The 24,963-nt window shown below is 54.0% G+C and carries 24 protein-coding genes; 14 read left to right on the top strand and 10 right to left on the bottom strand.

Features of this window, described 5'->3' with window-relative positions:
* Window positions 1-10: 10 nt before the first annotated feature.
* From D3P07_RS03470 to D3P07_RS03460, 3 genes are read left to right on the top strand one after another with little or no spacing between them, the layout of a single operon-like run.
* On the top strand, window positions 11-493 hold the full coding sequence (locus D3P07_RS03470; RefSeq protein ID WP_119798679.1) for a lasso peptide biosynthesis B2 protein: 483 nt from the start codon (window positions 11-13) through the stop codon (window positions 491-493).
* Window positions 490-2,304: an ABC transporter ATP-binding protein gene (locus D3P07_RS03465; RefSeq protein WP_119798678.1), complete on the top strand. Its 1,815-nt coding sequence runs from the start codon at window positions 490-492 to the stop codon at window positions 2,302-2,304. The genes D3P07_RS03470 and D3P07_RS03465 overlap by 4 nt, the downstream gene beginning before the upstream one ends.
* 54 nt (window positions 2,305-2,358) lie before the next feature.
* Window positions 2,359-3,141 (top strand): metallophosphoesterase, encoded by a 783-nt coding sequence (locus tag D3P07_RS03460; RefSeq protein ID WP_259391322.1) that lies wholly within the window; start codon window positions 2,359-2,361, stop codon window positions 3,139-3,141.
* 55 nt (window positions 3,142-3,196) lie between these two features.
* Here the strand turns inward: D3P07_RS03460 and D3P07_RS03455 are convergent, their stop codons facing one another.
* On the bottom strand, window positions 3,197-3,472 hold the full coding sequence (locus tag D3P07_RS03455; RefSeq protein WP_119798677.1) for a hypothetical protein: 276 nt from the start codon (window positions 3,470-3,472) through the stop codon (window positions 3,197-3,199).
* 50 nt (window positions 3,473-3,522) lie between these two features.
* A complete protein-coding gene (locus D3P07_RS03450) occupies window positions 3,523-3,819 on the bottom strand; it encodes a DUF3055 domain-containing protein (protein ID WP_182914156.1) in 297 nt (98 codons plus the stop codon).
* Window positions 3,820-4,260: 441 nt separating this feature from the next.
* Between D3P07_RS03450 and D3P07_RS03445 the strand changes: the two genes are divergently transcribed.
* The 7 genes from D3P07_RS03445 to D3P07_RS03415 all read left to right on the top strand — a co-directional run bounded on the left by D3P07_RS03445 (window position 4,261) and on the right by D3P07_RS03415 (window position 11,867).
* The gene (locus D3P07_RS03445; protein ID WP_259391321.1) at window positions 4,261-5,088 is read left to right on the top strand and encodes an HRDC domain-containing protein; all 828 of its coding nucleotides are present in this window, start codon (window positions 4,261-4,263) and stop codon (window positions 5,086-5,088) included.
* A gap of 140 nt (window positions 5,089-5,228) precedes the next feature.
* Window positions 5,229-5,690 (top strand): chemotaxis protein CheX, encoded by a 462-nt coding sequence (locus tag D3P07_RS03440; RefSeq protein WP_119798676.1) that lies wholly within the window; start codon window positions 5,229-5,231, stop codon window positions 5,688-5,690.
* Window positions 5,691-5,770: 80 nt separating this feature from the next.
* Window positions 5,771-6,544 (top strand): SDR family NAD(P)-dependent oxidoreductase, encoded by a 774-nt coding sequence (locus D3P07_RS03435; protein ID WP_119798675.1) that lies wholly within the window; start codon window positions 5,771-5,773, stop codon window positions 6,542-6,544.
* 39 nt (window positions 6,545-6,583) lie between these two features.
* Window positions 6,584-8,080: a DEAD/DEAH box helicase gene (locus D3P07_RS03430; RefSeq protein WP_119798674.1), complete on the top strand. Its 1,497-nt coding sequence runs from the start codon at window positions 6,584-6,586 to the stop codon at window positions 8,078-8,080.
* A gap of 114 nt (window positions 8,081-8,194) precedes the next feature.
* Window positions 8,195-9,460 (top strand): S-layer homology domain-containing protein, encoded by a 1,266-nt coding sequence (locus tag D3P07_RS03425; protein ID WP_119798673.1) that lies wholly within the window; start codon window positions 8,195-8,197, stop codon window positions 9,458-9,460.
* Window positions 9,461-9,867: 407 nt separating this feature from the next.
* Window positions 9,868-10,617: an ABC transporter ATP-binding protein gene (locus D3P07_RS03420; RefSeq protein WP_119798672.1), complete on the top strand. Its 750-nt coding sequence runs from the start codon at window positions 9,868-9,870 to the stop codon at window positions 10,615-10,617.
* Window positions 10,617-11,867: an ABC transporter permease gene (locus tag D3P07_RS03415; RefSeq protein ID WP_119798671.1), complete on the top strand. Its 1,251-nt coding sequence runs from the start codon at window positions 10,617-10,619 to the stop codon at window positions 11,865-11,867. Before D3P07_RS03420 ends, D3P07_RS03415 begins: the two co-directional genes overlap by 1 nt.
* Before the next feature lie 80 nt (window positions 11,868-11,947).
* Here D3P07_RS03415 and D3P07_RS03410 read toward each other — a convergent pair whose 3' ends face one another.
* Window positions 11,948-13,246: an aminotransferase class I/II-fold pyridoxal phosphate-dependent enzyme gene (locus tag D3P07_RS03410; RefSeq protein WP_119798670.1), complete on the bottom strand. Its 1,299-nt coding sequence runs from the start codon at window positions 13,244-13,246 to the stop codon at window positions 11,948-11,950.
* Between the two features lie 236 nt (window positions 13,247-13,482).
* Between D3P07_RS03410 and D3P07_RS03405 the strand changes: the two genes are divergently transcribed.
* The gene (locus tag D3P07_RS03405; protein WP_119798669.1) at window positions 13,483-14,274 is read left to right on the top strand and encodes a helix-turn-helix domain-containing protein; all 792 of its coding nucleotides are present in this window, start codon (window positions 13,483-13,485) and stop codon (window positions 14,272-14,274) included.
* A gap of 90 nt (window positions 14,275-14,364) precedes the next feature.
* On the opposite strand, the gene asd is transcribed toward D3P07_RS03405, so the two are convergent.
* Window positions 14,365-15,150, bottom strand: coding sequence for an archaetidylserine decarboxylase (asd, locus tag D3P07_RS03400; RefSeq protein WP_119798968.1), 786 nt, complete (start codon window positions 15,148-15,150; stop codon window positions 14,365-14,367).
* A gap of 120 nt (window positions 15,151-15,270) precedes the next feature.
* Between asd and D3P07_RS03395 the strand changes: the two genes are divergently transcribed.
* The 3 genes from D3P07_RS03395 (at window position 15,271) to D3P07_RS03385 (ending at window position 17,851) form a co-directional block, all read left to right on the top strand.
* Complete coding sequence (locus D3P07_RS03395) at window positions 15,271-15,561, top strand: hypothetical protein (RefSeq protein ID WP_119798668.1); 291 nt, start codon at window positions 15,271-15,273, stop codon at window positions 15,559-15,561.
* Between the two features lie 70 nt (window positions 15,562-15,631).
* Complete coding sequence (locus D3P07_RS03390; protein WP_119798667.1) at window positions 15,632-16,315, top strand: HAD family hydrolase; 684 nt, start codon at window positions 15,632-15,634, stop codon at window positions 16,313-16,315.
* A 297-nt stretch (window positions 16,316-16,612) separates the two neighbouring features.
* Complete coding sequence (locus D3P07_RS03385; RefSeq protein ID WP_119798666.1) at window positions 16,613-17,851, top strand: chitinase; 1,239 nt, start codon at window positions 16,613-16,615, stop codon at window positions 17,849-17,851.
* Between the two features lie 371 nt (window positions 17,852-18,222).
* On the opposite strand, the gene D3P07_RS03380 is transcribed toward D3P07_RS03385, so the two are convergent.
* From D3P07_RS03380 to D3P07_RS03355, 6 genes are read right to left on the bottom strand one after another with little or no spacing between them, the layout of a single operon-like run.
* The gene (locus D3P07_RS03380; protein ID WP_119798665.1) at window positions 18,223-19,350 is read right to left on the bottom strand and encodes a YheC/YheD family endospore coat-associated protein; all 1,128 of its coding nucleotides are present in this window, start codon (window positions 19,348-19,350) and stop codon (window positions 18,223-18,225) included.
* The gene (locus tag D3P07_RS03375; RefSeq protein ID WP_119798664.1) at window positions 19,307-19,804 is read right to left on the bottom strand and encodes a GNAT family protein; all 498 of its coding nucleotides are present in this window, start codon (window positions 19,802-19,804) and stop codon (window positions 19,307-19,309) included. The genes D3P07_RS03380 and D3P07_RS03375 overlap by 44 nt, the downstream gene beginning before the upstream one ends.
* Window position 19,805: 1 nt before the next feature.
* Complete coding sequence (locus tag D3P07_RS03370) at window positions 19,806-20,966, bottom strand: YheC/YheD family endospore coat-associated protein (protein WP_119798663.1); 1,161 nt, start codon at window positions 20,964-20,966, stop codon at window positions 19,806-19,808.
* Window positions 20,963-22,339, bottom strand: coding sequence for a YheC/YheD family endospore coat-associated protein (locus tag D3P07_RS03365; protein ID WP_119798662.1), 1,377 nt, complete (start codon window positions 22,337-22,339; stop codon window positions 20,963-20,965). Before D3P07_RS03365 ends, D3P07_RS03370 begins: the two co-directional genes overlap by 4 nt.
* A gap of 52 nt (window positions 22,340-22,391) precedes the next feature.
* The gene (locus D3P07_RS03360) at window positions 22,392-23,561 is read right to left on the bottom strand and encodes a YheC/YheD family endospore coat-associated protein (protein ID WP_119798661.1); all 1,170 of its coding nucleotides are present in this window, start codon (window positions 23,559-23,561) and stop codon (window positions 22,392-22,394) included.
* 11 nt (window positions 23,562-23,572) lie between these two features.
* Entirely contained in the window at window positions 23,573-24,955 is a 1,383-nt protein-coding gene (locus D3P07_RS03355) for a YheC/YheD family endospore coat-associated protein (protein WP_119798660.1), read from the bottom strand.
* Window positions 24,956-24,963 lie beyond the last annotated feature (8 nt).

Raw genomic sequence — 24,963 nt, 5'->3', positions numbered from 1 at the left:
TGGTGCAACCATGTCAATCTCAAGGAAGCTGAAGCTGCTGTTGTCCTATGATATTCGCACCATTGCGCTGCTTGTCGAAGCGACCTGTTATATGGGCTGGGCCCGTTATCAGCTGCTGTACCGCCCATTCTCGGGTTTGGCCGCCCGGCTGGGAGAGCCTATGAAGGAAACGGGTTATGACGAGACGGAAGCGCATCGCAAGGATCTGGCTCGTGTCCGGCATGCGCTAAGCTTGATGAGCGAGCATACCTTCTGGGAGAGCAAGTGTCTCGTCCGTGCGGTTGCCGGGATGAAAATGCTGGAGAGGCGAGGGATCGAAAGCACCTTGTATCTGGGGACCGCCAAGAACGAAACGGGCGGCATGATTGCGCATGCCTGGCTTCGCAGCGGCCCATGGTATATTACCGGAGCGGAAGAGATGAAGCTATTTACCGTCACAGGCAAGTTTGCCCGAACGATGGCATTCGAGAGCCAGAAAGCGATGAATGTATGAAGCAGCTCATGTACTTTGCAGGCCAGCTCCACAGGTATGCGGGGAAAATCCTTTATTTGAATCTCATTGGGATGTTGTTGATCGGATTGCTGGACGGCGCGGCAGTCCTATTGCTGTTGCCGCTGATCGGCATTATTGGCATTGTCCCGTCAAGTACGGCAACGATTCCGGGCATAGGCTTTCTGTCCTTCCTGCAAGAGATGCCGGTTACCCGGTCGCTGGCGATTATTTTAGGTTTCTATATTGCGTTGGTGGCGGCCCAGAGTCTGCTCCAACGAAATTTATCATTACGGGAAGTACGTATACATACAGGCTTTATCAATCATGTGCGGCTGGAGACATACCGGCTGCTGCTGCAGGCGAATTGGACTTTTTTTGTACGGAAACGAAAATCGGATTTGATCAATGCGCTGACAGGCGAGCTGGGAAGGGTAACGAATGGCGCCTTCTTGTTCCTGCAGATGATCGCCTCTGTTGCGTTCACACTCATACAGATTGGGCTGGCCTTGTGGCTGTCCTGGCCATTAACACTGTTCATATTAAGCTGCGGCCTATTGATCGGATGGCTGTCCCGGCGCTATATTCGCAAATCGAAACAGTTGGGAGCCGTCTCTGTGGACTTGGCTCAAAGCTATCTGGCGGGCATATCCGATCACTTCAACGGCATGAAAGAAATTAAAAGCAACTCGCTCGAGCAATCCCGCTATCGCTGGCTGCAAGACTGGTCGTCGAAGATCGAGCGTGAACGATACGAATTCACCAAGGTGCGAAACAATTCGCAGCTGTTCTATAAATGGGCTTCGGCCGTCTTGATCGCAGTATTCATCTTTGCGGCGGTGACGCTATTCGATACGCAGGGCGGGCAGATGCTGCTGATTACGCTGCTGTTCGCAAGACTATGGCCCAGATTTACCGGCATTCAATCCAATCTGGAGCAGCTGGCTTCCTCGATCCCTGCATTTAGAGCTTTAATGGAGCTTCAACTGGAATGCAAGGCGGAGAGAGAGCGGGGCGGACAATCAGTAGAAGCGTCCGGGGAGAAGCTGCTTCCGCTGCCGATGCACGAAGCGCTGGAGCTGAAGGAGATTTTCTTCCGCTACGACCGCAGCAACCCGGATTATACACTGCATAATGTAAGCCTGCGCATTCCGGTGAACGGAATGACGGCGATTGTCGGCAAGTCCGGTGCAGGCAAAAGCACGATCGTTGATATGCTGCTCGGATTGATCCAGCCGGAGCGGGGAATCGTGGCTGTAGACGGCAAGCCGCTTCAGCCGGAAGGGGTAATGAGGCTTCGTCGCTCGATCAGTTACGTTCCGCAGGATTCCTTCCTCTATCATGCCAGCATACGCGACAATTTGCTGTCGATTGATCCGGAAGCGACAGAGGATGCGATGTGGGAGGCGATGGAATTTTCATCGGCGATCGAATTTGTACGCGGGCTGCCCCAGGGACTGGATACGATTATCGGCGACCGGGGCGTTCTGCTCTCCGGCGGGGAGCGGCAGCGGCTGGTGCTCGCGCGTGCGATTTTGCGCAAGCCTTCCATCCTCATCCTTGATGAAGCGACGAGCGCGCTGGACAGCTTGAACGAATCCAAAATCCAGCAAGCGCTGCAGCGGCTGAGAGGAAAGCTGACGATTATCGTGATCGCCCACCGGTATACGACGATTCAGGATGCCGATCATGTCATCGTGGTCGATGATGGCCGGGTTATACAGGCGGGCGATTTCCAGACGCTGGCGGAGGAGCAAGGCGGGATGTTCCGCAGTCTGCTTGGCAGCAAGCAGCCAGTGGCAATACAGGCTTAATTTCTCTATACTGAATCTTATATTCCTATAAGATGAGGGAGAGGAGCGCCGCCATTGGACCTGCTGCTGGAATTGCTCGTAACTGCTGCGGCTGCGGCCGCTTTGCTCTATTTACTATTGATTGTCCCTACCCGCTGGCTCAAAACGGAGCAGGTGAGGCACCCGCTTGGCATCGGCGCCCGCATCTTGCAAATCAGTGATTTGCATGTGGATATGCTTCGGGTATCGCCCGGGAAGCTGCAGGAGGCGATCCTGAAGGCCAAGCCGGACTATATCTTTTTGACGGGGGACTACACGTATAAGGAAAGCTGCTTGTCCGTGCTGGACCGCTATATCGGAATGATCGCGGAGGCGGGCGTGCCCGTCTATGCGGTGCTTGGCAATCACGATTATAACTTTCCTGGTGTGCAGAGAATCATCGGTGTAATGGAGCGTTATGGCGTAACTGTGCTGCGCAACGAATCGGTGGAGCTTCCGGAATTCACGCTGGTGGGCATCGACAATTACGGAACCGGCCATAGCCGGATACAAGAAGCGTACCGGAATGTAGGCGGCAGCAGCTTGAAGCCTGTCATCGTCCTGACCCATGATCCCAATATCGTGCCCGTCCTGCGAAGACCCTTCGATTACCTGATGTCCGGCCATCTGCACGGGAAGCAGATGAATATTCCGTTTTTCTTTTCTTTTGTACCGAAGGGGCCGCTGCCGGCCAAAGGCATCTACAAGGGACTTCATCAAAGCCCGAGCGGGACCTATTATATTTCCAAAGGAATCGGGCAAGCGGGAATAAACGCGCGGTTTATGGTCAGAAGCGAGATTACGCTTCATGAAATATGAACAACGCCCCTGTCAGCCAATTGGCTGACAGGGGCGTTGTTTGTATCGTTAGAGCTTATGGTTCGTCCTGCGCTTCCGGAATCATAGCGTTGTCGTCTTCTCCTGGGTATTGGCGGGGAAGTCCGTCGTGAAGCTCACGGTTCTCGTATCCGAATCGCGGCGAGGACCGCTGATCCGCGCTCCAAGGCGTGCTTTTGCCCAGTGACTCGCTGATCAGATCCGAGCCGTAAGGCCCCTCTGGAAATTCCTCAAGAGCCAGGTCATTTTGATGGGATTCGACTGTAGCCAGATCCTCGTATGCGTCGCGCTGTTTCGAATCAAATTGATCCAATGGCAAGCCCTCCTGTCCAGCAGTTGTCTGCCATTCTAGGGTTGCCGAGATCAGTCGGTAAAATTCACCGTGCCGACGACGAAGTAGAGAAATTGGGCCAGCTCGCCGGCTTCTTCTTCCGTCAGCTTGAACGTATGCTCCAGATAGCCTTCCTGTTCCAAATCATCCGGTCCGATGATAGCCGTCTTGCCGGACTGCAGATCCGTAATGAGCTTCTTGCCGTAGAAGCGGTTCGTCGTCGTCACAGCCAGATCGAAGCGCTTCATGCCTGGCGTAATAAAGGTTGTAAATCTCGTAGTCGTATCTTCTGTCGTATCGGACATAAAATCGTAATGAGGCAGTTCCATAGCCATAATCCTCCGCATCGGTTTTGAGAACATTATACCTGAATACGGAGCAAAAGATAAGGAAGCGCATATGCGAATATAAAGGATAGGCTTGCCTAATGTACCGTATTATGTTAGCATATTGGCAATCGAATCATGGACGTGTGAGGAAGCACCTCTTCTGCCTTTGCGGAAAGAGGTGCTTTTTTTGTTGGCATGTCTGAAGTCGAGGCGTTCGTTCTTGCATTCGCCAATATCCATGACGAAAGGTGAGAGGCAGCTATGCAAATCGTATTTCTGAACACGTTTGAGAAGCCGGTGGAGGGAGGCCGAATCGAGTCCGCCCAACTGTCTATCGGCGAGGAGTGAGGTCGTTATTCGGTTCTCTGGCTGGAAGCCGGTGCCGATGAGGACGGCGAGAAGGAGCCGCTTCGCTGGTTCGAGGGCACTTCCTGGGAGGAGATGCTGACAGCCTTCCGCTATGGCGTAGCCAGAATGATGGGGGCGGGCTACGAGCCAATTCTGGATGGCATGCTGGACAGCGGGCGTGCCTCTGTCGGCAGCCTGCCATCCATGCTGCAATGCTACGGGGAACTGAACGCCGACGAAGCGCTGTTCCAGGCACTGAGAGAATGGAGGCGCAAGACCGCCGCAGCAGAGAAGCGCTCAGCCTATTTGATAGCTTCGAATCGGATGTTATGGATGATCAGCACATATGTGCCGCAAAGCCTGGAGGAGCTGAAGCAAATACCGGGCTGGGGCAAGAGCAAGCAGGAGGCCTACGGGGAATCGATCATCGGTCTTACTGCAGGGATGGAGCGAGCCACTTCTTTTCCGCTGGATTGGGTGCAGGAGAGGCTGGATGCGGAGCAATACACGGCCTGGTTGTATAAGCAAAAGGAAAACAAATATAAGGGCATCATGGACCGTCAGCAAGAGAAGCGGAGAATACTGGCCGTGCTGCAGCAGTCGGGCGGACTGGACCAATTGCAGACTGAGCTGAAGCTGCCGCGCCGGGAGCTGCTCTTGCGGATCGAGCTGCTGGAGCAGGAAGGATATGATGTGGAAGCATTGATCCAGCGGGAGCTAAGCGCAGTTCCAGAGGAGGAGCAGGAGCAGATTCTGGAGGCAATGTCCTCGATCGGGGATCAGTACCTAAAGCCTGTCCTTCATCAAGTATATGGGGAAGCTGCCGCCTCACAGCCCGGCAAACCGGTCGAGATGCTATACGAAAGGCTTAGGCTGATGAGAATGCATTTCCGGAAAAAGAGTCAAGACAAAGCCGTTTAGACTAGAAAGAGATGCAATTTTTTTGTAGGTCTAAAGATCGATATGCGTTTCAACTAGTATACTTGTCCTATTATTTCAAGTATAATAGTGGCAAAATAGACAAATTGCGAATTTTGTCGAAAAAGGAGCGCATCCTCTTTATGAAGGCAGAATATATAAACCCGTTTCTTGAGTCAGCAAAAATCGTAATTGAGCAGCTTGTTCAGATTAAGCCTGCTACAGGACAGCTTGGAGTCAAGGACATTAAGTTCGTGGAAAACTATATTTGGATTCAAATAGGCCTCAACGGACAAATGAACGGTGATATCGTATTCGGACTAAGTGAACAGGTAGCTCTCAAGATGGTATCGGCTATGATGGGCGGATACGCGATTTCTGAGATCGATGAGATGGGACGCAGCGCCATCTCCGAGCTCGGCAATATGATCAGTGGCAATGCCAGCACCATCTTGTACAATCAGGGCGTAAGAGTGGATATTACGCCGCCGAAGCTGATTCAATCAGCCCAGTCGGCAGGGTTCAATGCTACACAAGCGCTGACGATTCCTCTAATCATGGACGGAATCGGCGAATTGGACATTCAAGTGCTTATCGCATCTTAATGCAAAAGAAGCTCCTTTTTGGAGCTTTTTTTTGCTTAAAGGGCTTGGTATGGAGTACACTGAGGGATGGGTGATGCTGCATGTTGAAAGGGAAGATCGTACTCATCTCGGGCGCTTCCAGCGGGATAGGCGCCATTACCGCTTCGATGCTCGCAGAGCGGGGAGCGATACCGGTATTAACCGGCCGAAATGTCGAGCGGCTGAAGAAACAGACAGCCTCTATTCAAGGCGAATGCTCCTATTACGTCATGGACGTGACGAAGACGGAAGACGTAGAGAGCACGGTCGATGCGGTCATCGCAAAGTACGGTAAAATCGATATTTTGTTGAACAATGCCGGTTACGGCCAATTCGAGACGATCACGAGCATGCCGGTCGAGCAGTTCGAGGCGATGATGGATACCAACTATATGGGGATTGTACGCTGCGTCAAGGCGGTGCTGCCTCATATGCAGGAACGCGGCGAGGGACATATTGTCAACGTGGCTTCGATGGCGGGCAAGATCGGCTCCTCCAAGTCGACCAGCTATTCGGCAACGAAGCACGCCGTTCTTGGCTTTACGAATTCGCTTAGGATGGAGCTCAGGCCGCAAGGCATTCATGTATCGGCCATCAATCCGGGACCGATTGACACGGCGTTTTTTGCACTGGCGGACCCATCAGGCTCCTATGTGAAAAACGTAAGCTGGTTCATGATGAAGCCGGAATACGTCTCCCGCGCCATCGTGCGTGTCATGGAGAAGCGGACTGCCGAGCTGGATCTGCCGCGTACGGCGTCTATTGGCATTAAGCTCTATGGATTGTTCCCGCGGATGGCGGATGTGCTGTTCGGCGGACTGTTCAACAAGAAATAAGATAACGATAGGGTTAAAGAAGATAAGCGAGGTATAACCATGAGCGGAATAACCTGGAATGATCTAGGGATTCAAGAAGTACTGATTGAAGAATTGGTCAAAAACGGCATCAAGGAGCCGACGTCTGTACAAGCGGAGACGATTCCCGCCATGCTGGCTGGCCATGATGTCTCAGCGAGATCGCAGACCGGCACAGGCAAGACGCTTGCCTTTCTGCTGCCGCTGCTGCAGCAGATCAACACGGAGTCTGGAGCGATTCAGGCTGTTATTCTGTCTCCGACGCAGGAGCTTGCCATGCAGATTGTCCGCGTTGCGCAGACTTATGCGGAGCCGCTTGGCGTCCGCGTGCAGCAGCTGATCGGCGGAGCCGCTATGAAGCGACAGGTCGAGAAGCTGAAGCTCCGCCCGCAGCTGGTGATTGGTACGCCGGGACGGATTCATGAATTGCTGAAAAACCGCAAGCTGAAGCTTAGCGATGTGCGTCATGTCGTCATCGATGAGGCAGACCAGGTGTTCCAGCTCGGCTCGACGAAGGAAGTGGAGGCCGTATTGTTCGGCATGGGCAAGGAGCGGCAGACGGCATTTTTCTCCGCGACGTACCCGGACATTATGGCGCGGTTCGAAGGACGCTGGATGAGAGGCACGCAGCGCATTCAGCTGACCCCGGAGCACCGGGTATCGCAGACGATAGACAACTATTACGTCATCAGCGACAAGCGGGACAAGACGGATACGGCAAGAAGGCTTATCCGATTATTGAACCCATCCTCAGCGCTGTTATTCCTGAATGAGACGAATGAAATTGCGAATTGGGAATCCAAGCTGAGCTATGAAGGCTTCACTGTGGAGATGCTCTACGGCGATTCCGACAAGCAGCGCAGAGCAGCGACGCTTGAGCGGTTCAGGGACGGCCGCTGCCAGCTGCTGCTGGCTACTGACGTGGCGGCGCGCGGCCTGGATATCGAAGGACTTCCGCTCGTTCTTCAGCTTGACCCTGCCGTCGATGCGGATCATTATGTCCATCGTGCGGGCCGGACTGGCAGAATGGGACGCAGCGGCACGGTCATTACGATTGTTACGCCGCACGAGCTCTTCATCATGGAGAAATTCCGCAAGCAGCTCGGCGTTGATCTGCAGGAGAGGGCCATGTACCGCGGTGAGCTGCTGTCCGAGGAGGAGCTGCGCGAAGCGACGAGACCGAAGATGGAGCGGCTGGCCAAGGAGAGCGCACGTGCGGGCAATCGTCCCAAACCATCCGCTGAGCGGCCAGGCAAACCAGCGGGCGAGCGAGACGTCAAGCCGGCGCAAGCATCCGTCTCTGCCAAGCAGGCAGATCCGGCAAGAGGCGAGCAATCGGCTCCGCGCACTCGATCGAGCAGCAGCGCAAGCCATGCGCCGAAGAAGCCGTCGCGAGCGAAGGACAAGCCTGAAGTGAAGCCTGCGAAGAGCAAGGCGATCAGGAAACGGGAAGCCAAAGACAAGGGCGCTCCGAAGTGGTTGAAGGAGAAGCGCCAGTCGTCTTCGAAGCCGGAATAAAATATTTTTTAGAAAGCCACCCCCTTTAAACGAACGAGTGCCCCCGAAAGGTATGGGCGAGGGTAAAAAGCGGTATTTCCCGCAATCGTTCAAAAAAAAGGAGAGTGGCTTTTTATGTCTAAAATGAAAATGTTGAAAAAAACTGCGCTGTCAGCTACGGCGCTAGTGATGTTGGCAACAGGAGCAACCACCGCCTTTGCTGACGGGAAACATAGCAACAACGGAAACGGCAAGTGGAAATCGGAATACGAGCAAAACAAGAACAAAGGTAAGGATAAAGACGATAAGCATGACAGAGATGATGACGATAAAAAAGAGAAAAAAATAACATGGCAATTCGAGGACGAGGCTGATCTCCAGTGGGCGCTGGAATACATCATGCGTCTGGCCTCCAAAGGCGTATTCACCGGCTATGAGGACGGTACGTTCAAGCCGAAGCAAAAAATTTCACGCATTGAGACGCTTACAGCTGCCGTGCGACTGATGGGCCTCCGCGACCAAGCGGAATCCTCGACAGAGATGAATACAGAGCTTCACTTCAAGGATGCGGACAAGCTGAAGAAAAAATATCCTTGGGCGGTCGGTTACGTTGCTGTAGCGCTGGAGAACGACTTGTTCTTCGAGACAGATACAGAAATCAAGCCGGAGCAAAATGCGTCAAGACTGTGGTCGACGATTCTGTTGATCAAAGCGCTCAAGCTGGAGAACGAAGCAAAAGCGCTGAACAATACGAAGCTGGACTTCAAGGATGCGCATGAGATTCCAGCTGGCTCCGTCGGTTATGTCGCGCTTGCGCTGCAGAAGGGCATCATTACCGGCTACGAAGACAAGCATGGCAACAAAACGTTCCGTCCGAATCAGCCGGTTACACGCGCCGAGCTTGCTGCGCTGCTTGACCGTACAGACGGCGAGATGCCGGACCACGACGCGCAAGCGATCTCCGGCCAACTGAAGGCAGCGCCGGCCAATGGCAAGCTTACGCTGGTGAAGCCGGACAAGACGGAATTGACGCTGGCGATCGATCCGACGGTCTTTATCTTCCGCGACGACAAGAAGTCGCCGATCAGCGCTCTGCAAGCGGGAGATAAGTTGTTCCTGCGTACTTACCAGAACAAAGTGGTCTTTATCGAAGTGACAGAAAACGGCCAGGCAAGCACAGCCTTCACACAGCTTGGCGTAGTCAGCACACTGGGCTTCAATTCCCAGGCTAAGCTGTCGACGATCGCGATTAACCCGGCTGACAGCACTCAAAATTCCGTTCTTATTTATAATGTCGATCCTAACGTCACCATTGTCGGCGACGCTACCAAGCTGAAGAACGGCCAGCTCGTTCAAGTGAAGGGCGACAAAAACGTCGTTAAAACGATTGAAATAAAGTAATCGGCAATTGAAAAGAAAGTTCAAACACTTGACGGAAGCTCTTCTAGATTAAAATAGGTTACAATATGTGAAAATGGCGGTGTTCAGGAGGTTACTCCTGGCATCGCTATTTTTATGTTAGTCCAATTTTAGAGATTTTGAATCGGATTTTCGTAAGTTGTACTGTATGGCCGAAGCAAACGGAGCAAGATATGTTCTGGAGAAGCGATAGCGTTCGCCTTTGTGTCCGGAATCCAACCTTTAACCATTGTTCAAGGAATCTGGATACAACAGCGATCGTAAGAATATATCTTGCGCAGTTTGTGATCTCAGCCACAGAGTTGAATAGCCTTTTTTTGATATTAGGCTCCGGATTCGGTATGCTAGCTAATAGGAAGGCGATTATTGGAAGGCAGAAGGTGACTGATATGGAATCCATATTAAAGGTCGAGCAATTGACCGGCGGGTATAGCCCGCGCAGACCGGTGCTCCATGACCTGAACTTCGAGTTGAAGGCCGGCGAGATGGTCGGGCTGATCGGCTTGAACGGCGCGGGGAAAAGCACCACGATCAAACATATTTTGGGGCTGATGAGTCCCCATCAGGGCGGGATCAAGGTAGCGGGCGTCACACTGAACGAATCGCCGCAGCAATACCGTTCGGCCTTCGCTTATGTGCCGGAGACGCCTGTACTCTTCGATGAACTGACAGTAGAAGAGCATCTGCGGCTGAGCGGCATGGCATACAACGTTCCGGGTAGTGATTACGAGGAGCAGGCGTCGAAGCTGCTGGAGCAGTATCAGATGGTGCCAAAGCGGAAGGCATTCGCTTCGCACCTGTCCAAGGGCATGAAGCAGAAAGTCATGATTATGAGTGCTCTGCTGGCTTCACCGCCTTTGTACATTATTGACGAGCCATTCCTGGGACTCGACCCGCTTGGCATTCGCTCGCTGCTCGATCAGTTGGTAGAAGTGAAGCGCGGAGGCGCGGCTATATTGATGAGCTCGCATATTTTATCAACAGTAGAAGCGTATTGCGATCGTTATATCGTCATGCATCATGGAAGAATTGCCGCGCAAGGCAATCTGGATGACGTCAGGCGCGCAGCGGGGATGGATGCCGGAAGCGGAACGCTGGAGGATGCTTTCTACAAGCTGGTAGCTGGAGGAGTAGACTGATGCTGCCCGCCAGTCATGATCCGGCAGCGCTGTGGCGCACCAGGGCCAAAGACTTCCGGAATGAGATCAAGCCATATATCCGCTACATGGCGATGAGCGGTTTTCCTTCCTTTTTGTCACTGGTGTTCATTGCGTCGGCTATCGGATATTTTACTCTTGTGCGGGATGTGCCTGCAGACTTTCCCATTGTGCAGGTCGGGGTGCTCGTTATGACGCCCGTATTAAGCTGGAGTCCAATGCGCACTTATCTGGCGGGCGCGGACGTCGTCTATCTCATGCCGCGAGAGCACGAGATGGGGCCTTATCTTCGATCCTCCTTTCAGCGAACCATCGTGAAGAGCGTTTTTCTTGCAGCTGCAGTTATTCTGTTGTACCTGCCGATCTATCGGCAAGTAGGCACTGGTAGCGATCTGGTGTGGATTGTATTCGCCGCGCTTGTTCTGAAAGCCGCCAATGCTGCCGGAGGATGGCAGGAGCGCAAGCTGGCCTGGAACAGCATGAGATTGCTGCTGCGTTCGGCGCGGTGGCTGCTTACGGGTCTTGCGGTTGCGGCTTGGCTTTTAACGTCTCCGTGGCAAGCCTTGTTGTTTACCGCTTTATGTGCGGTGCTGGCTTTCGTGTGCTACCGGCTGCCGCAGCGGCATCGGTTGCCTTGGGAGAGGCTGATTGCGGAGGAAGCGGTGACGCGGAGGCGTTATTATGCGTTCTTTGGTCTGTTCATTGATGTGCCGGTGCTCCCGTCCAGCATCAAGCGCAGAGCGTATCTGTCCTGGATATTGCCGCGTATTCCGTTCGCGCACCGGTATACGTTCAACTATTTGTTCAGCGCCACGCTGTTTCGCTCCGAGATCGGCGGCATACTGATTCGCATCCTGCTGCTTGGCGCGCTCGTGAATTATATGACGGCGGATGCAGCTTCCTTGTCGGGCTGGGTTGCCGCCTTTGTCTATGCCTTGTTCGGCATCGTATTCAGTCTGCAGCTTGGCGGGCTTCGCAGCGTACATCGCTATTCGGTATGGAAGCATGTCTATCCGCTTCCTGATGACAAGCAGACCGATCAGCTGATTCAGGTGGATCGAGTTGCGCTGGCGGCAGGATTGCTGCTGCTTTGGCTGCCCGCAGCGTTGCCGCTGCTGCTAACCGGCATCGTAACACCGCCTGTTGTCATGCTAATTGGCGCCCTGGCGTATCTGGCGGTCAGACCGATGCGGCTGCGTCGCAAGATCAGATCGGATGCCGACGAAGACTAAAAAAACATAAGCAAAGCAAACCGCCCGAGGCAGATGCCCCGGGCGGTTTGCTGTCTATAAACGCATGTATAAAGATCAGTTTATCTCGCGGCCACTTCAGTTACCGCTTTGTGGATCGTGTCGAACAGCTCCTCCAGGTACTCCTCCTCGATGCAGGAGAATGCGACGCGAAGATCGGTTTGACCCAGAGCGATTGTACCGATGCCGTATTCGTTAAGCAGATGCTGGCGGACGTCCTCAGCAGTTACAGTCGTCAGCTTGAGACACATGAAATATCCGGAGTTGAACGGATAGTATTCCCAGGTATCGCCGTAACGGCCGCTGTCCAGCAGTGACTTGACACGATTGGCGCGTCCCTTCATGATGTCGAACTTCTCGGCTTTCTGTGCTTCAAACTCCGGTGATTGCAGCGCGTGAAGGACGAAGGTCTGCGACGGATGCGGACCGCTGGAGATCGTGGAGCGGATAATCCCTAGCGTCTTCTGCTCCAGCGCAGCCAGAGTTGCCTGCGATTCGGAAGCGAATGTGATGAATCCGACGCGGAAGCCCCATACGTATTCTTCCTTTGTAGCGCCGTCAACCTTCACGGCAAGGACGCGCGGGTGCAGCGCAGCCAGCTTCGAGAACAGCGACTCTTGTACGGAGTCCTCGAAGAACAGGCCGAAGTAGGCGTCGTCGGTTACGGCTACGACATGAATACCGGCTTCCGCGGCATCGTGAATGGCAGCTACGATTTCCTCGCATTCCCGAACGCCAGGCGTATAACCGGTCGGATTGTTCGGGAAGTTCAGCAGGACGATTGCTTTGCCTTTGCCCTTCTGAGCGAGCAGCGCATCGCGCAGAGCAGCGCTGTTGAATTGCATGCTTTCGTTATAAAGCGGATATTCCACGATCTCGGCGCCGCGGCGAATGCCGAAGGTGAGCTCGTAGTTTTCCCAGTTTTTATTCGGAATGACGACAGCGTCTCCTTCGTCTGCGAACAGATCCGCTACGATACTCAGTCCGTGGGTGAGCGCGTTCGTTACGATTGGATTGCCGAAGCTCACGCCTTCAAGCGACGGGTTGTCCTTGAACATTTTAGCGCGCCAAGCGCTCCGCAGCTCAGGTTTGCCGGCAGGTGGTGCATATTCATATATATCCTTCGGATTATAGGCGCTTAGCGTATCTTGAATGAGCTTGAGATGCATAGGCTTTCCGCCCTCGGTTGCAATACCGATGGTGGCATTGAACTTGGTTGCCTTCGTCTTCGCTTCAGCGGATTGGCTGAGAATGCCTTCTTTTGGGAAATAGATCGCTTTGCCTAGGTTTGACAACATGGCGTAGACGTTCGGGCTCTCCTTCTGCAACGTCTCATTTAATTGCTGTGCCAGTGGGTTCATGGATTTCATTCCATCCTTCCGAATTCAATCGTTATTGTACTACTAATGTTCGTGATATTATACCATTTTTGTTCGCCGCAAACCATTCAGGATTGTGAATAATTTTGGGCTAATCGTTGCTAGCGCTTGCAGTCCTTCTATTGATTGATAGCGTTAATCCACTATAATAAAAGAAGGAAGCGTTGTGGCATCGCCTTCGCGATAAAAGCAGCGCATGATGCGAGGGAGGATCACTTATGCTTCATATATCGCCCGATTCGCTAGGACTGCAGCCAGCCTTCGCCAAAATCTCCTGTGAGCCCGGATGGAGATGGGCCAGACGCGAGAAGCCGATGGCGAATTATGATTTGTTCTATGTCTGGAGCGGAGAAGGAGAGGTTGAAGTGAACGGCGCCCACTACAAGGTGGGGCCGGGTAGCTGCTTCCTGTTCCGGCCTGGGGACTACACGAGCGCAACGCATAACCCGCAGAGGCCTCTTGTGCTTACATATATTCATTTCTCGGTCAACGGTGCGGTAGAGCAAGTCCCGGAACGGTATCGCGTGCTGGACGAAACGGTCGACTTCGAATATATGCTGTCCAGATACGTCAGGCTGTTCCTGGTACAGACCTATGCCGCGGAGGAAGAAGCTAAGATCGTGCTGAAGGCGCTTCTGATCCAACTGCTCAGGGCCGACAATCATAATCATGTCCCGATCGAGAAAAAGGCGAGCAATCAATTGACCGAAGCTATACATGAAATTGCGAATTATATACGGCAGCATCCGGGTATTCCGCACCGGGTAGAGGATCTGGCTACGAGAGCCCAGCTATCACCCCGTTATTTCTCGATGAAGTTCAAAGAGATGGTCGGCATGTCCGTCCAGACCTATATGATCCGTACCCGAATCGAACGTGCACAGCATCTGCTTATGCATGCAGGCATGAATGTGACGGAGGTGGCCGATGCGCTTGGCTATCGGGATATCTTCTTCTTCAGCCGCCAATTCAAGCAATATACAGGTCGAAGTCCGTCTGAAATTCGTTGAATGAAAAGCTGCGACATAGCTGCCTATAATAAAAGACTGTCAACCTCGTCATTAGATGAGCGCAGACAGTCTTTTTATTATGGCTACAGCTTATAGATTCAATTGGCCTAGTGATTCGCCCATTCGCACTTTCGTGCCAAGCTTCAAGTCCGGACGCGGGGTGAAGGAGTCCTCTTCAAGAAGCAGGACAACGGTCGAGCCAAATTCGAAATAGGCAAGCTCGGCGCCCTTCTCTACCGACTTCGGCAGCGGAGCGGCGTATTTGATGCTGCTTACGTTCATCGCTCCGACCTTGACGACAGCGGCCTCTCCGCCCTGATGGCGAATGTAGGTGATCATACGTTCGTTCCGGCTCAGCACCCGCTTCATGTGCTTCAAGCCGAAATCATTGACGGGATAAACCTTCCCCGGAATATGTACATTCTCTGTGACGGCACCCGATACGGGGACGTGAATGCGGTGATAATCGGTCGGGCTTAGATAGAGAACCATATAGTAACCGTGATAATAGCTCTTCGCTTTTGGTGAACCGTCCAGCAGTTCATCCACGGTATAGTCTTGACCTTTAATATTCATCATCGTACCCGCGTGAATTGGGCCAAGTCCGGTGATGACCGCATCGACCGGGCTTGCCAGCGCAGCGGGTCCGGAATCGATTATTCTCATGCCTGGCTTTAATCTGCGGGTAAAAAATTCGTTCAACGTGCGATATTCACGAAGCTCTTTCTCGGCTTCTTCCACTGCGATACCATACAGCTTGGCGAATCGGGGAATCATAAGACGGCTTGCCGCGGATTGGGCGAATTTGCCGGTCAGGCGAGAAATCCATTTGCGGGAGCTAAGCTCCGTCATGGCGCGAAGCAGCCATTTGGTCATAACGGCACCGTCACGTCCTTTCCTTGCGTAATGCGTTGTTTTGGCCGGAAGCCTTTGGTCCAACACACAGTTTGACATAATCGGTTCATTTTATCAATAGCGAAGGAAGGAGGGGATCAAATGTACATCATGATTGCCGCGGGGCTGGCTATCGTATCGGTTGCGCTTGCGGCAGCCGGGGGGAAATACGAGAAGGCAAAAAGGGGACTTGACGGTTTGGCTTGCCTCGCGGCTTTTGTTTTTTTCGTTGCGGTATCGGGTGCAGTCTTGAAGACGCTGCTTGACGATACGGTATTCATGACGGAGGTTCACAGCGTGCTCTTAAATCCTGCATTCCTGATCAGCGGCGCATACCTGGGTCCATATGGCGTCTCGAGATTAGCGCTGCTCGCAGCATGGCGCGGGAAGTAGAGCGAGGGTTGCGGGAACGGTTGGCATCCGCTATGATAGGTACAATTTGGTTGAAAGGATGACGCATTTCATGACGATTGGGCAACAAGGGCGGCCGGATGCCGTCATTTTTGATATGGACGGAACATTGTTTGAGACGGATAAGCTGCTGATTCCGGTGCATGAGCGCGTATTCCGGACGCTTCGCGAAGAGGGGCTGTATGTGGAGGAGGCGCCGCCCGCCGAGCGCTTGCTGGGATGTCTCGGCATGCTGCTGGATGATATATGGCGCGAAATTATGCCGGGCAGCACGGAAGCGGCCCGCAGCCGGGCGGATGTGCTGCTGCTGCAATATGAGCTGGAGGGACTGGCAGAAGGCGAAGGCGCTTTGTATCCTCATGTTGAGGAGACGCTGCGGCAGTTGAAGGAGAATGGCGCCCAATTGTTTGTCGCGAGCAACGGTCTTGAATGGTATGTAAAAGGTGTTGCGCAGCATAAGGGCATAGCCTCGCTGTTTGATGGCATTTACAGTGCGGGAGAATACGAAACGGCGAGCAAGGTTGATCTGGTGGCAAGGCTGCTTCACGATCATAAGCTGAGCGCACAGCATTCGGTGTGGATGGTGGGTGACCGCTCTTCGGATGTGGAAGCGGGACGAGGCAACGGCTTGAAGACGGTCGGATGCGCGTATGCGCGCTATGGCCGCGCTTCGGAACTTGCGGATGCCGATGTACGGATTTCCGATTTTCGGGAGCTGCTGCAGCTTCAGCTGTAATATCTGGGCAACAATGAACTGTCGAATTCATTTCGACAGTTATTTTTTTTTGCATACAGGCTCGCCCGGATTACGATCCCTCCCTTAGTTCCTTCGCAACATGGGATAATATACCATTTTGTCTAATTCGACAGCGAAGGCAAGAAGTCGTTCCCGTACACCCTCCATGCCAGGGAAGAAACGGATCGGAAATCGGCATATCCGCCTTTCTATGCAGGATTCAGGCTCTATATACAAGTGCGGTCTCCATGCTTATCTTTTAGTAGTAAACTAATTTTTCGTAAAGGAGACTTGTACATGCTACAACGCAATGAATCGCGTTCCCGCAACATGCTCTACCGTACAGCCTGCCTATCTCTTGGCGCCGCCCTGCTGCTGACGCCGCTTTCCGCATCTGCCGCACCGGGGCCTCAGCCAGTCATAAGCACAACCAAGCACGAAGCCGTCTCGGTGTATGAAGGCAGCGTGCTGGCCGTTGGAGAGAACCGCTTCCTGACGCGCCAGGATATTCGCAGGGAATGGGATGGCATTGACCCGGACTACAAGCCGGACCAGGCTGTTCAGGCGGTAAGGGCGCTGCTGACCAAGCAAGATTTCGAGGAGCTGTTCCCGTACCGGCTCGGATCGAAGGCTTGGAAGGAAGTGGCGGAGGGCAAGGAGTATTATAAAGAAAACCAGACCGATTATTTCTCTTACGAAAACCTGATCAGCGCCGTCACAGAGGTAGCAAACATTAAGCTGAAAATCAGCACGCGCAAAGATGCTCCGGGCGTACAGGAAATTTATCGTCTGGATAAGGATGCCCGGATCGAGACGCTTGTCAGCCGCTCGGCCGATTTCAATTCATCGAAAAACAAGAAGAAGGAAATTGAAACCGTTATCATTGATTTCGGCACCTTCCTGAAGGAAGGCTTCAAGAAGGATCGGAAGCGTGAGCTCGCGGCCTTCCTTGCGAACCTGTCCCATGAGACGGGAGGCGGCTGGGCGACGGCTCCTGGCGGCGAGCTGAAGTGGGGCCTCTTCTGGAATGAGAACATTGCGGGAAGGACAGGGGCGAACATGTCCGACTTCGTCGATCCGAACAGCGCCGAGCTGTATCCGGGCGCAGAGGGCAAACGTTATTACGGGCGCGGTCCGATTATGATGAGCTGGAACTTCAACTACGGGTTGTTCAGCTCTATCATTTATGGGGACAAAAACGTGCTGCTGAACAAGCCGGAGATTCTGGCGCAGGATGGCAAGGTCGGCTATATGACCGCTATCCTATACTGGATGACGCCACAAGATCCGAAGCCATCCGCACATGATGTGATCATTAACAAATGGAAGCCGACGCAGGAGCAGATCGACAAAGGGCTCGGCGACCGCGGCTTTGGCGTCACCATCATGGTGTTGAACGGCCTGGAAGCAAATCTCGGCGAGACGGACGGCAGTCCGGTCAAGCGCCGTGCAGGCCACTACCGAGATATTACGAAGCAGATGGGCGTTGATATTACGGGCGAGAAAGTAGATACGCTGGGCATGCAGCCATTCTGACGGATTTGCGTTTGTAGCTGAAGGGGCTGTCCCTGGAAGCAAGTGAACTCGATTGGCGAGAAAGCTCATTTGATCAAAAAACAGCAAAGAAATGGCGATGCTAAGGAGACCCCTGCATCGCCATTTCTTGCTTTTGGCCGATTGCCGCTTTGATGTAATGCGGCTGGTCCGGCTTAACTTTCCTCTACCGAATGACTTTAATTCGGCCTTACCGATTTATTTCCCTCAACCGAGACGAGCAGACGCCTTATAAGTCGGTCTTACCGACTTGTTTCCCGCTGCCGAGGCGAGCAGATGCTATGAAGTCGGTCTTGCCGGCTTATTCGAACTGCTGCGTTGAATACCGCTCTTATTACAGTCTCGTTTCATCGCTATTCGTTATTTTCGTCGCCGCTGTCTCTAGTCTTCATCGTCCGGTACTTCCAGAGGGCGTATTCCAGCGGCCTGACGATGGCGCTGCGATAGACGTCGGATTCACCTGCCCGTATGAACACTTCTCTTGCGGGCTTCGGATTGACCTCGATCATCCAGACACGTCCCTTGCGATCGATGGCAATATCGACGGCGAGCTCGCAGAGCGCATCGTAGCAGAGCTCCAAATATTGAGCGACGGATACGCCGAAACGCTCGACATCCCCTTTGATCTTCGCGATTCTGGCTTCATCCTCGATCCATGACCGAAGCAAAGCATCCATCTTGACGGCCCGGCCTCCGCCATGCAGATTGGCGGTAATACTGCCAGCCGCTCCGACCCGGCCTGCGCAGCCCGTCACTTGCCATTGCCCGCTGCCGTCCTTCTGTACGAGCAGACGGTAATCATGGACGCGTCCGTTCTTCAGCTTTAATTGAAGACCTTGCTGCACGATATACCGGGAGTCCCTCACTTTCCAGCTTGCCAGGAAATCACCCAGTTGACCGGCATCCATCCGCTTCGGCTGGATGATGCGCCTGGAGTGGTTTCGGCCTTGGATAAGCAGCTGTCCGCCGCGCTCCTTCTCGATTCGGAGAATGCCCCGCCCGCCGGTGCCATTAATCGGCTTCAGGTACAGCTGGTCGTAAGTTCTAAGCATGTCTTTTACGTCCTGGACGCTTTCGTAATAGCGTGTAGCCGGTAAGTACGGACTGAATCGAGCGTCCTTGGCCAATAGGGAATGAATCGTCCACTTATTGCGAAGCGGGCGATTGAGGAAGGTTTCGCCATGATAACGCGCTCTGAACTTCAGCAGCTGCTCGAACCTGTGGGAACGCTGAATCCGGCAGCGATCGAAGATCAGATCAGGAAAATCCGTCCATTTTCGGTGCCAGGTGCGCGTATCAGGCTGATAGTATTGGGCTCGTATCCGGTTCCGCTTATAATGCACATCCTCCGGTGTAAAGACGAATACATCAATGCCAAGTCGCCGGCCCTCCTCCGTCATCTTCCGGTAGTAATCCCGCTCCTCCAGGGCGCCAGCGTCATTGAGATATAGCGTCAATATGCCCAGGACGGGCTGCGTCATACTGAATTCCCCCCTCGAAACGGAGCGTCGACTTGCCGGTAGGCCCTTTGTGGATCGAGACGGCTTTCATGCCGAGAGAGAAGCAAAGAGCCATGCTGGGGATGTTATCGGCTGCGACATGACAAGCCAGACGGCCAAGCGCATGCATCATGCACTGCATAACCGCGCTGCCCGTACCGGTCCGGCGGGCGCTTGGATGGACGACGATGAGGCAGCCTCCTTCGCCGCCGTCGGCGGCGAAGCCGAGGCCGGTGATTCGGCCGCCCGACCTCGATATCACCACCGCCGCTTTGCTGTAGCCGCTCTCATCCGTCATGAGCCAAGCAGGCTCCAGGCTTCGAAGCGCGTGAAGCGACGCAACTGTAATGCGTTTTTCCCCGAATCGAATAATAAAGCCAAGCAGCTTTCTCTTTTCTTTTATCCACATTTCAGGTGTCATCAGCAGCAGCTCCACGTTACGCGCCTCCCGCTTGTTTTGATTTTTTCTTCCGTGCCAGATAAGCCCCGTAATGGAATATGCGTTCAAGCGATTTTTGCCTAATATGAGGTTCATCGAATTTCATCGGCTTGGAGTTTGCTTCAAAAAACCACAGGTTGCCGTTGCTGTCGACGCCAAGATCCATCGACATCTCGCCAAGGCGCTGCCCGGATGCGTGCTCGATCTGTTTGGCAATCGTAAGGGCAGCGAGTTTGGCTTTTTGCAATAGCTTATGAGCCTGCTCCGAGTTGAATGAATACGTCAGCAGCTTCTCTGGATCCTCGATCCGCCCGCCTCTCGGCACATGCGTCGTAATGCTGGTCGCACCTGCCAGACGGGCGCCCATGCCTGTCAGCTCCCAGTAGCCTCTGCGATTTTTTTGAACAAGCGCCCTCAGGTCGAACCTGCGGTCGTTGACGGATGCCAGTTGGATGCCCTGCTGCGCAATATAGGCTTCGCCCCCGCTTTGCTTCTGGATTCGCGTCCAGAGCTTCTGCAGGGAAGAGCAGCTGTAGGTGGAGCTGGTTTTGTTCTCCTGAATCTTAAGGCGGTAGGGGAGGCTTTTCTCCCCGTGCACCTTGACGGTCATAATGCCTTTGCCCGCTTTGCCGCTTTCCGGCTTCAGATAGAGATAGCTGTGCTTGCGCATCAGCCTGCCCAGCCCGTTTACGGACATAAGCCGCCTGGTCGTGGGGATGAACGGCCGAGTCGACTTCGATCGGCTCAGCCATTCGAACAAATCCCATTTGTTGAAGAAGGAGGGATTAAACAGAATGACGCGTGAATGCTTGCGGCACGCATTGATTTTTTGGCGGACAGCAGGTTGAACCTCGTTCTCGCGCAGCGGGATGCGGTTATAGATAATGTCGGGGAAGGGGACGAGCTGCTTATGCCAACCTCCTGCTTCTTTGTTATACATGTATCCGCGCAGCATTTTTCGATGCAGATGCAAGTGTTTGACGGTCAGCACATAGACTAAGAAGCCTAATGATTGCCCAGTACGTATCAGATCGGCGAAGTTGGCGCGGTTGCCGCGAAAGTCGCCTGCGGGATCGTCTACCGTCAAGATCGCCAGCACGTGGGCGGAAGGGCGTGAATGCTCCTTCATATACCGTTCATCCTGGATTAAGCTGTTCATAGGCTGGTACCTCCTTTGAAGCGGCTCAAATACAGGCAATGATCAAAGATGTAAGAAATGGACGCTTTTCCTTCCGAGCGCAGCGATGGATGCTTGAAGATGGAGCGTCCCGGCTTGGCATTGGCCTCGAACATCCATACGCTGCCGGATTTGTCGATGCCAATATCGAGGCCGAGCTCGCCCAGCCGGTGCGGATAATTCCGCTCGATTGCCTCGGACAGCTTGACGGCGACTTGCTTTGCCTTCTCCAACACTGCACCGGCTTCACTGCCGAAGGTACGGCTTAGCGCCTGCTCGGGCGTCATGAGCGATCCGCCGCTCTTGACATGAGTCGTGACGCTGCCGCGCCCGGCCTTCTTGGCGCCGATTCCTGCGGCAATCCATTGATTGCTGCCATTTTTGTGCATATGAAAACGGAAGTCCAACTGGCATCTGTCGATCTCGATTAGGCGGATGCCTTGCTGGGCTACATATTGGCTAAGTCGGCTGCCGTGCCGGGACTGAAGCATCTTCATCATGCTTTGGAAGCTGCTGTAGCGGGCCAGCACATTTTGGCTTCCTTTCCGGTAACGGACGAAATAACCCCGCTTTGGATGGTAGGTCAGCCTGTAGATGCCGATTCCGAGGCTGCCGCCTCCCGGCTTGTAATAGATAAATTGGTGCTGGTCCAACATTTCTTTCATTTTGGCCGGGGTCGGATTGGATACGGATTCGGGCAAGTGCGCCAGCCCCTCTGGATCATTGTCCAGCAGTTTGTAGACATCCGCTTTATTGAGGAAGCTCCAGTTGAAGATCGGAATTTGCTTCTTCACGAATCTCTCCCGCACCGAGCTGATATAAGGGGAAATTTCCGCTTTGCGGTTAGGCAGGCGGTTGTATACGACATCGGGCAAGGGCACGATTTTGCGGTACCAATTGCCTTGGCCGTTCAGGAAATAGCCGTTGACCGTCTCCTGCTGCCAATTGATATCGCTGGGCGTAAAGCCGAACATATAAGCCTTGCGGTCGCCCGTGCGAATAATTTGCTTGATAAAGCCGGAGCGCGAGCCGAAGGGATAACTTTCTGCCGGATGAATCGTATCGGTCAAGATGCCGACCAGCGGTCCAAGTTGCAATTCATTCTCCCCGTTGCTCAGCAGGTAGACGTTGCCCGACTTCGGCACCCTGATAGAATTGCGGACCCCGGCGGACAGATAGAGATGGTTGCCGGCGCGCCTCAATTGCTTGACGGCGGCGGTAATGACTTCATTGCCCAGCTTGAGATGGATCGACCTATTGCCGGTTAGATTGAGCTGCCTGTAGAGCGGTCTGGACAAATAGACGATTTTATCGGACTGCTGTGAGAAGTGTACGTTGCAAGTTGTCAAACTCATCGATGAACCTCCTGAACGTGTAAAGACCTCAGCCTGCCAAAAAATGGGCCATCTAACGTTGCGGCTGAAAAAGGTCATATGCAGACTCGGATGCGGTAAAGGTCGGCGATAATCGGTCCTTCAAGTATCTGGCATAACGAATCGGTCGTTCGATGGACATGGCGTAGACGGTATTCGGACCGGTCTGGCGGAAGGCTTCGCGGCCAGGCTTCGAATTGACTTCCAGCAGCCATATGGAGCCGTCCGGCTCAATCCCGAAATCCATGGCAAGCTCGCCAAATCTTCCGAAGCTATGCTCCAGCCGGTTTGCTGTATGCCCACTTATAGTATGGATTTCATGGAGTAAACGTTCGGCCATGGGCTTGCCAAAATTGGCAGACAGCTGGGTGAAGGAGTCCATCACTTCTCCGCCCCCGTGCAGGTTGGATGTCAAGGAGCCGCTGCGGCCGATTCGCGCAGCCGTGCCGGTTATTCTCCACTTGCCATCCCCGTCCTTCTGGATCAGCGCGCGTATATCGTAAGGCCGTCCCTCGCTATCGCGCAGGTGAAGATAGGGCTGGATTAGAAAGGGGGAATCCCCCATAAATCGAGAGAGCCGCGCCGACAGCTCTGTCAAGTTCGGCAATATGCGCTCGAATGGGCGGTTGCCGCGAGTTCTGCCCTTGACGGTCAGCATATCGTCCCACAGTGCTTGCCGAATCAGAATGACGCCTCTTCCTTGCATGCCGGCGGCAGGCTTGATGATGGCGCTCCCGCCATGCGAGGCGAGGAACGGTTCCAGCCTCTCGGGAGCGTAGCGAACAGTTGGCGGGGTGTGGCGCACAAGCCTCGTGTCCTCGGCAAGCCGATCGTAGACGACCGGCTTCGAAGGCAAGCTTCCGTTCATGCGGCGATGCGCTTTGCGGGCATGGATGGCCGATAGCGCCGCTTCACATCGGAGCCGGTCTCGTTTGGCCTGGAAGAAGGTTCTGTCGTACACGATATCCGGCAGCGGCACAGGCCGCCGTATCCATTCGCCATTCTGCCAGCGCCAGCCGTGCAGCGTGCCAGCAGCATGGTCGTAGTCCTCGGCGGTGAAGAGATACGCATGCACGGACAACCGATCGGAGGCCTCGGTCAGATCCCGGCATAGGCGCGGCTCCGGCGGAGTTGTTCGCCCTTCATAATCAGGCGATAGAAACGGCGCAGCCAGTATGCCCAGGTACAATATCGTGTGCTCCATAACAGCCTCCGTCAGAAACCCGCGAGGAAGCGGGCGTATTGGATCATCATGCGAACGGAAGGCCTGATCTTGCCTTCGTTCAGCGGCGTATTGTCGTTCTTGGATGGCTTGGAGTTGACCTCGAGCAGCCACACCTTGCCGCTTGTATCGAGTGCAAGGTCGATGCCAAGCTCCCCGAAGTGGGCGGGAATATGCGTGTCGATGCCCTTAGCGATCTGCAGCGCCGCATTGCGGAGCCGTCCGGTCGCATCCAGCCGGTTAATGCTGCTGTTCATGTTGCACTTGGACACGGCGGCAGTAACGGTGCTCAGCGTCCCTCCGCGCGCCAGATTGGACACAAAATGCTGATTGCTGGCCGTCCGGGCGACAATGGAGGTGATCATCCATTTGCCGGTTGCGTTCTTCTGGACGAGTGCCCGGAAGTCGACCGGCCTCTTCTGGATCTCAATCAGATGCAAGCCCTGCTGGATTTGGTAGCGGACCGATTTCATCTTGGCGGAGATCGAGGCGTACAGCCGTGTCAGATTGGGATATACCTGCTTGCGCGAGCCTGCAGGTGTGGCATGCAGCGCCTGGTAGCTTTCGCCCTCCAAATGGGAGACGCGAATGATGCCTTTGCCCAGGCTGCCTCGTACCGGCTTGAGAAACACATTGCTGTATTTGCCGCACATGCTCCGCAGCGTGGCATAACTGCGCAGCGGATGCGATTCCGGCAAGTAACGGACGAGCGATTCGTCCTTCTGAAGCGCTTCGAACACCTCGGTCTTATCCAGAAACTTTTCGTTGAAGAAGATGGTCGAGTGATAGAGCTTGGTCTCTTTCATAAAACGCTGGACCTCATGGCTGTTCTCCAGCTTTCGCGTCGTCAGGCGATTGTTTACGATATCGGGCGCAGGGAAGCGGCTTTGCTTCCATCCGTCTGAATACGTCCAACCGTCGACTTCATCCGCGCTCTCTCCGATATGGTTGGGCGTGAAGAAGTAGACATACGCGCCTTGTGCCTTGCATGCTTCCACCAGCTCGCGGCAGAACATCGTAATGGTGCCGAACGGCTTATCCGGCGTCTGAGGGCAGTCGCGGCTTACCAGCACGCCGATGAGCGGACCAAGCGACAGCATGCCGGTGGCCGGCTTGTAATGCATACGCAGATGGATACGGGCGGGAGAACCAGGCGGCCAGCCCATTTTGGCTGCGAGCGACTGGCTGATGCGCATGCCGTCGAGTTTCGCAGCCGGTATGACTTTCAGATGCCGGCGGAAAGCGCCGAACTTGAGCTCTACATGCTGTCCTCTAGGGATCTTCCAATGCTTGATGTAGCCTTCGCCAAGCACGATTGTATCTTCGGGCAGCTGATTTGCAGCGATGACTTGTATGGCGACTTTCGTTCTAAGCATTTCTAATC

Source organism: Paenibacillus sp. 1011MAR3C5 (genome assembly GCF_003591485.1).
GTDB lineage: Bacteria > Bacillota > Bacilli > Paenibacillales > Paenibacillaceae > Pristimantibacillus.
The sequence above is the reverse complement of the archived record's forward strand: the minus strand, read 5'-3'. Positions and strand labels throughout refer to the sequence as shown.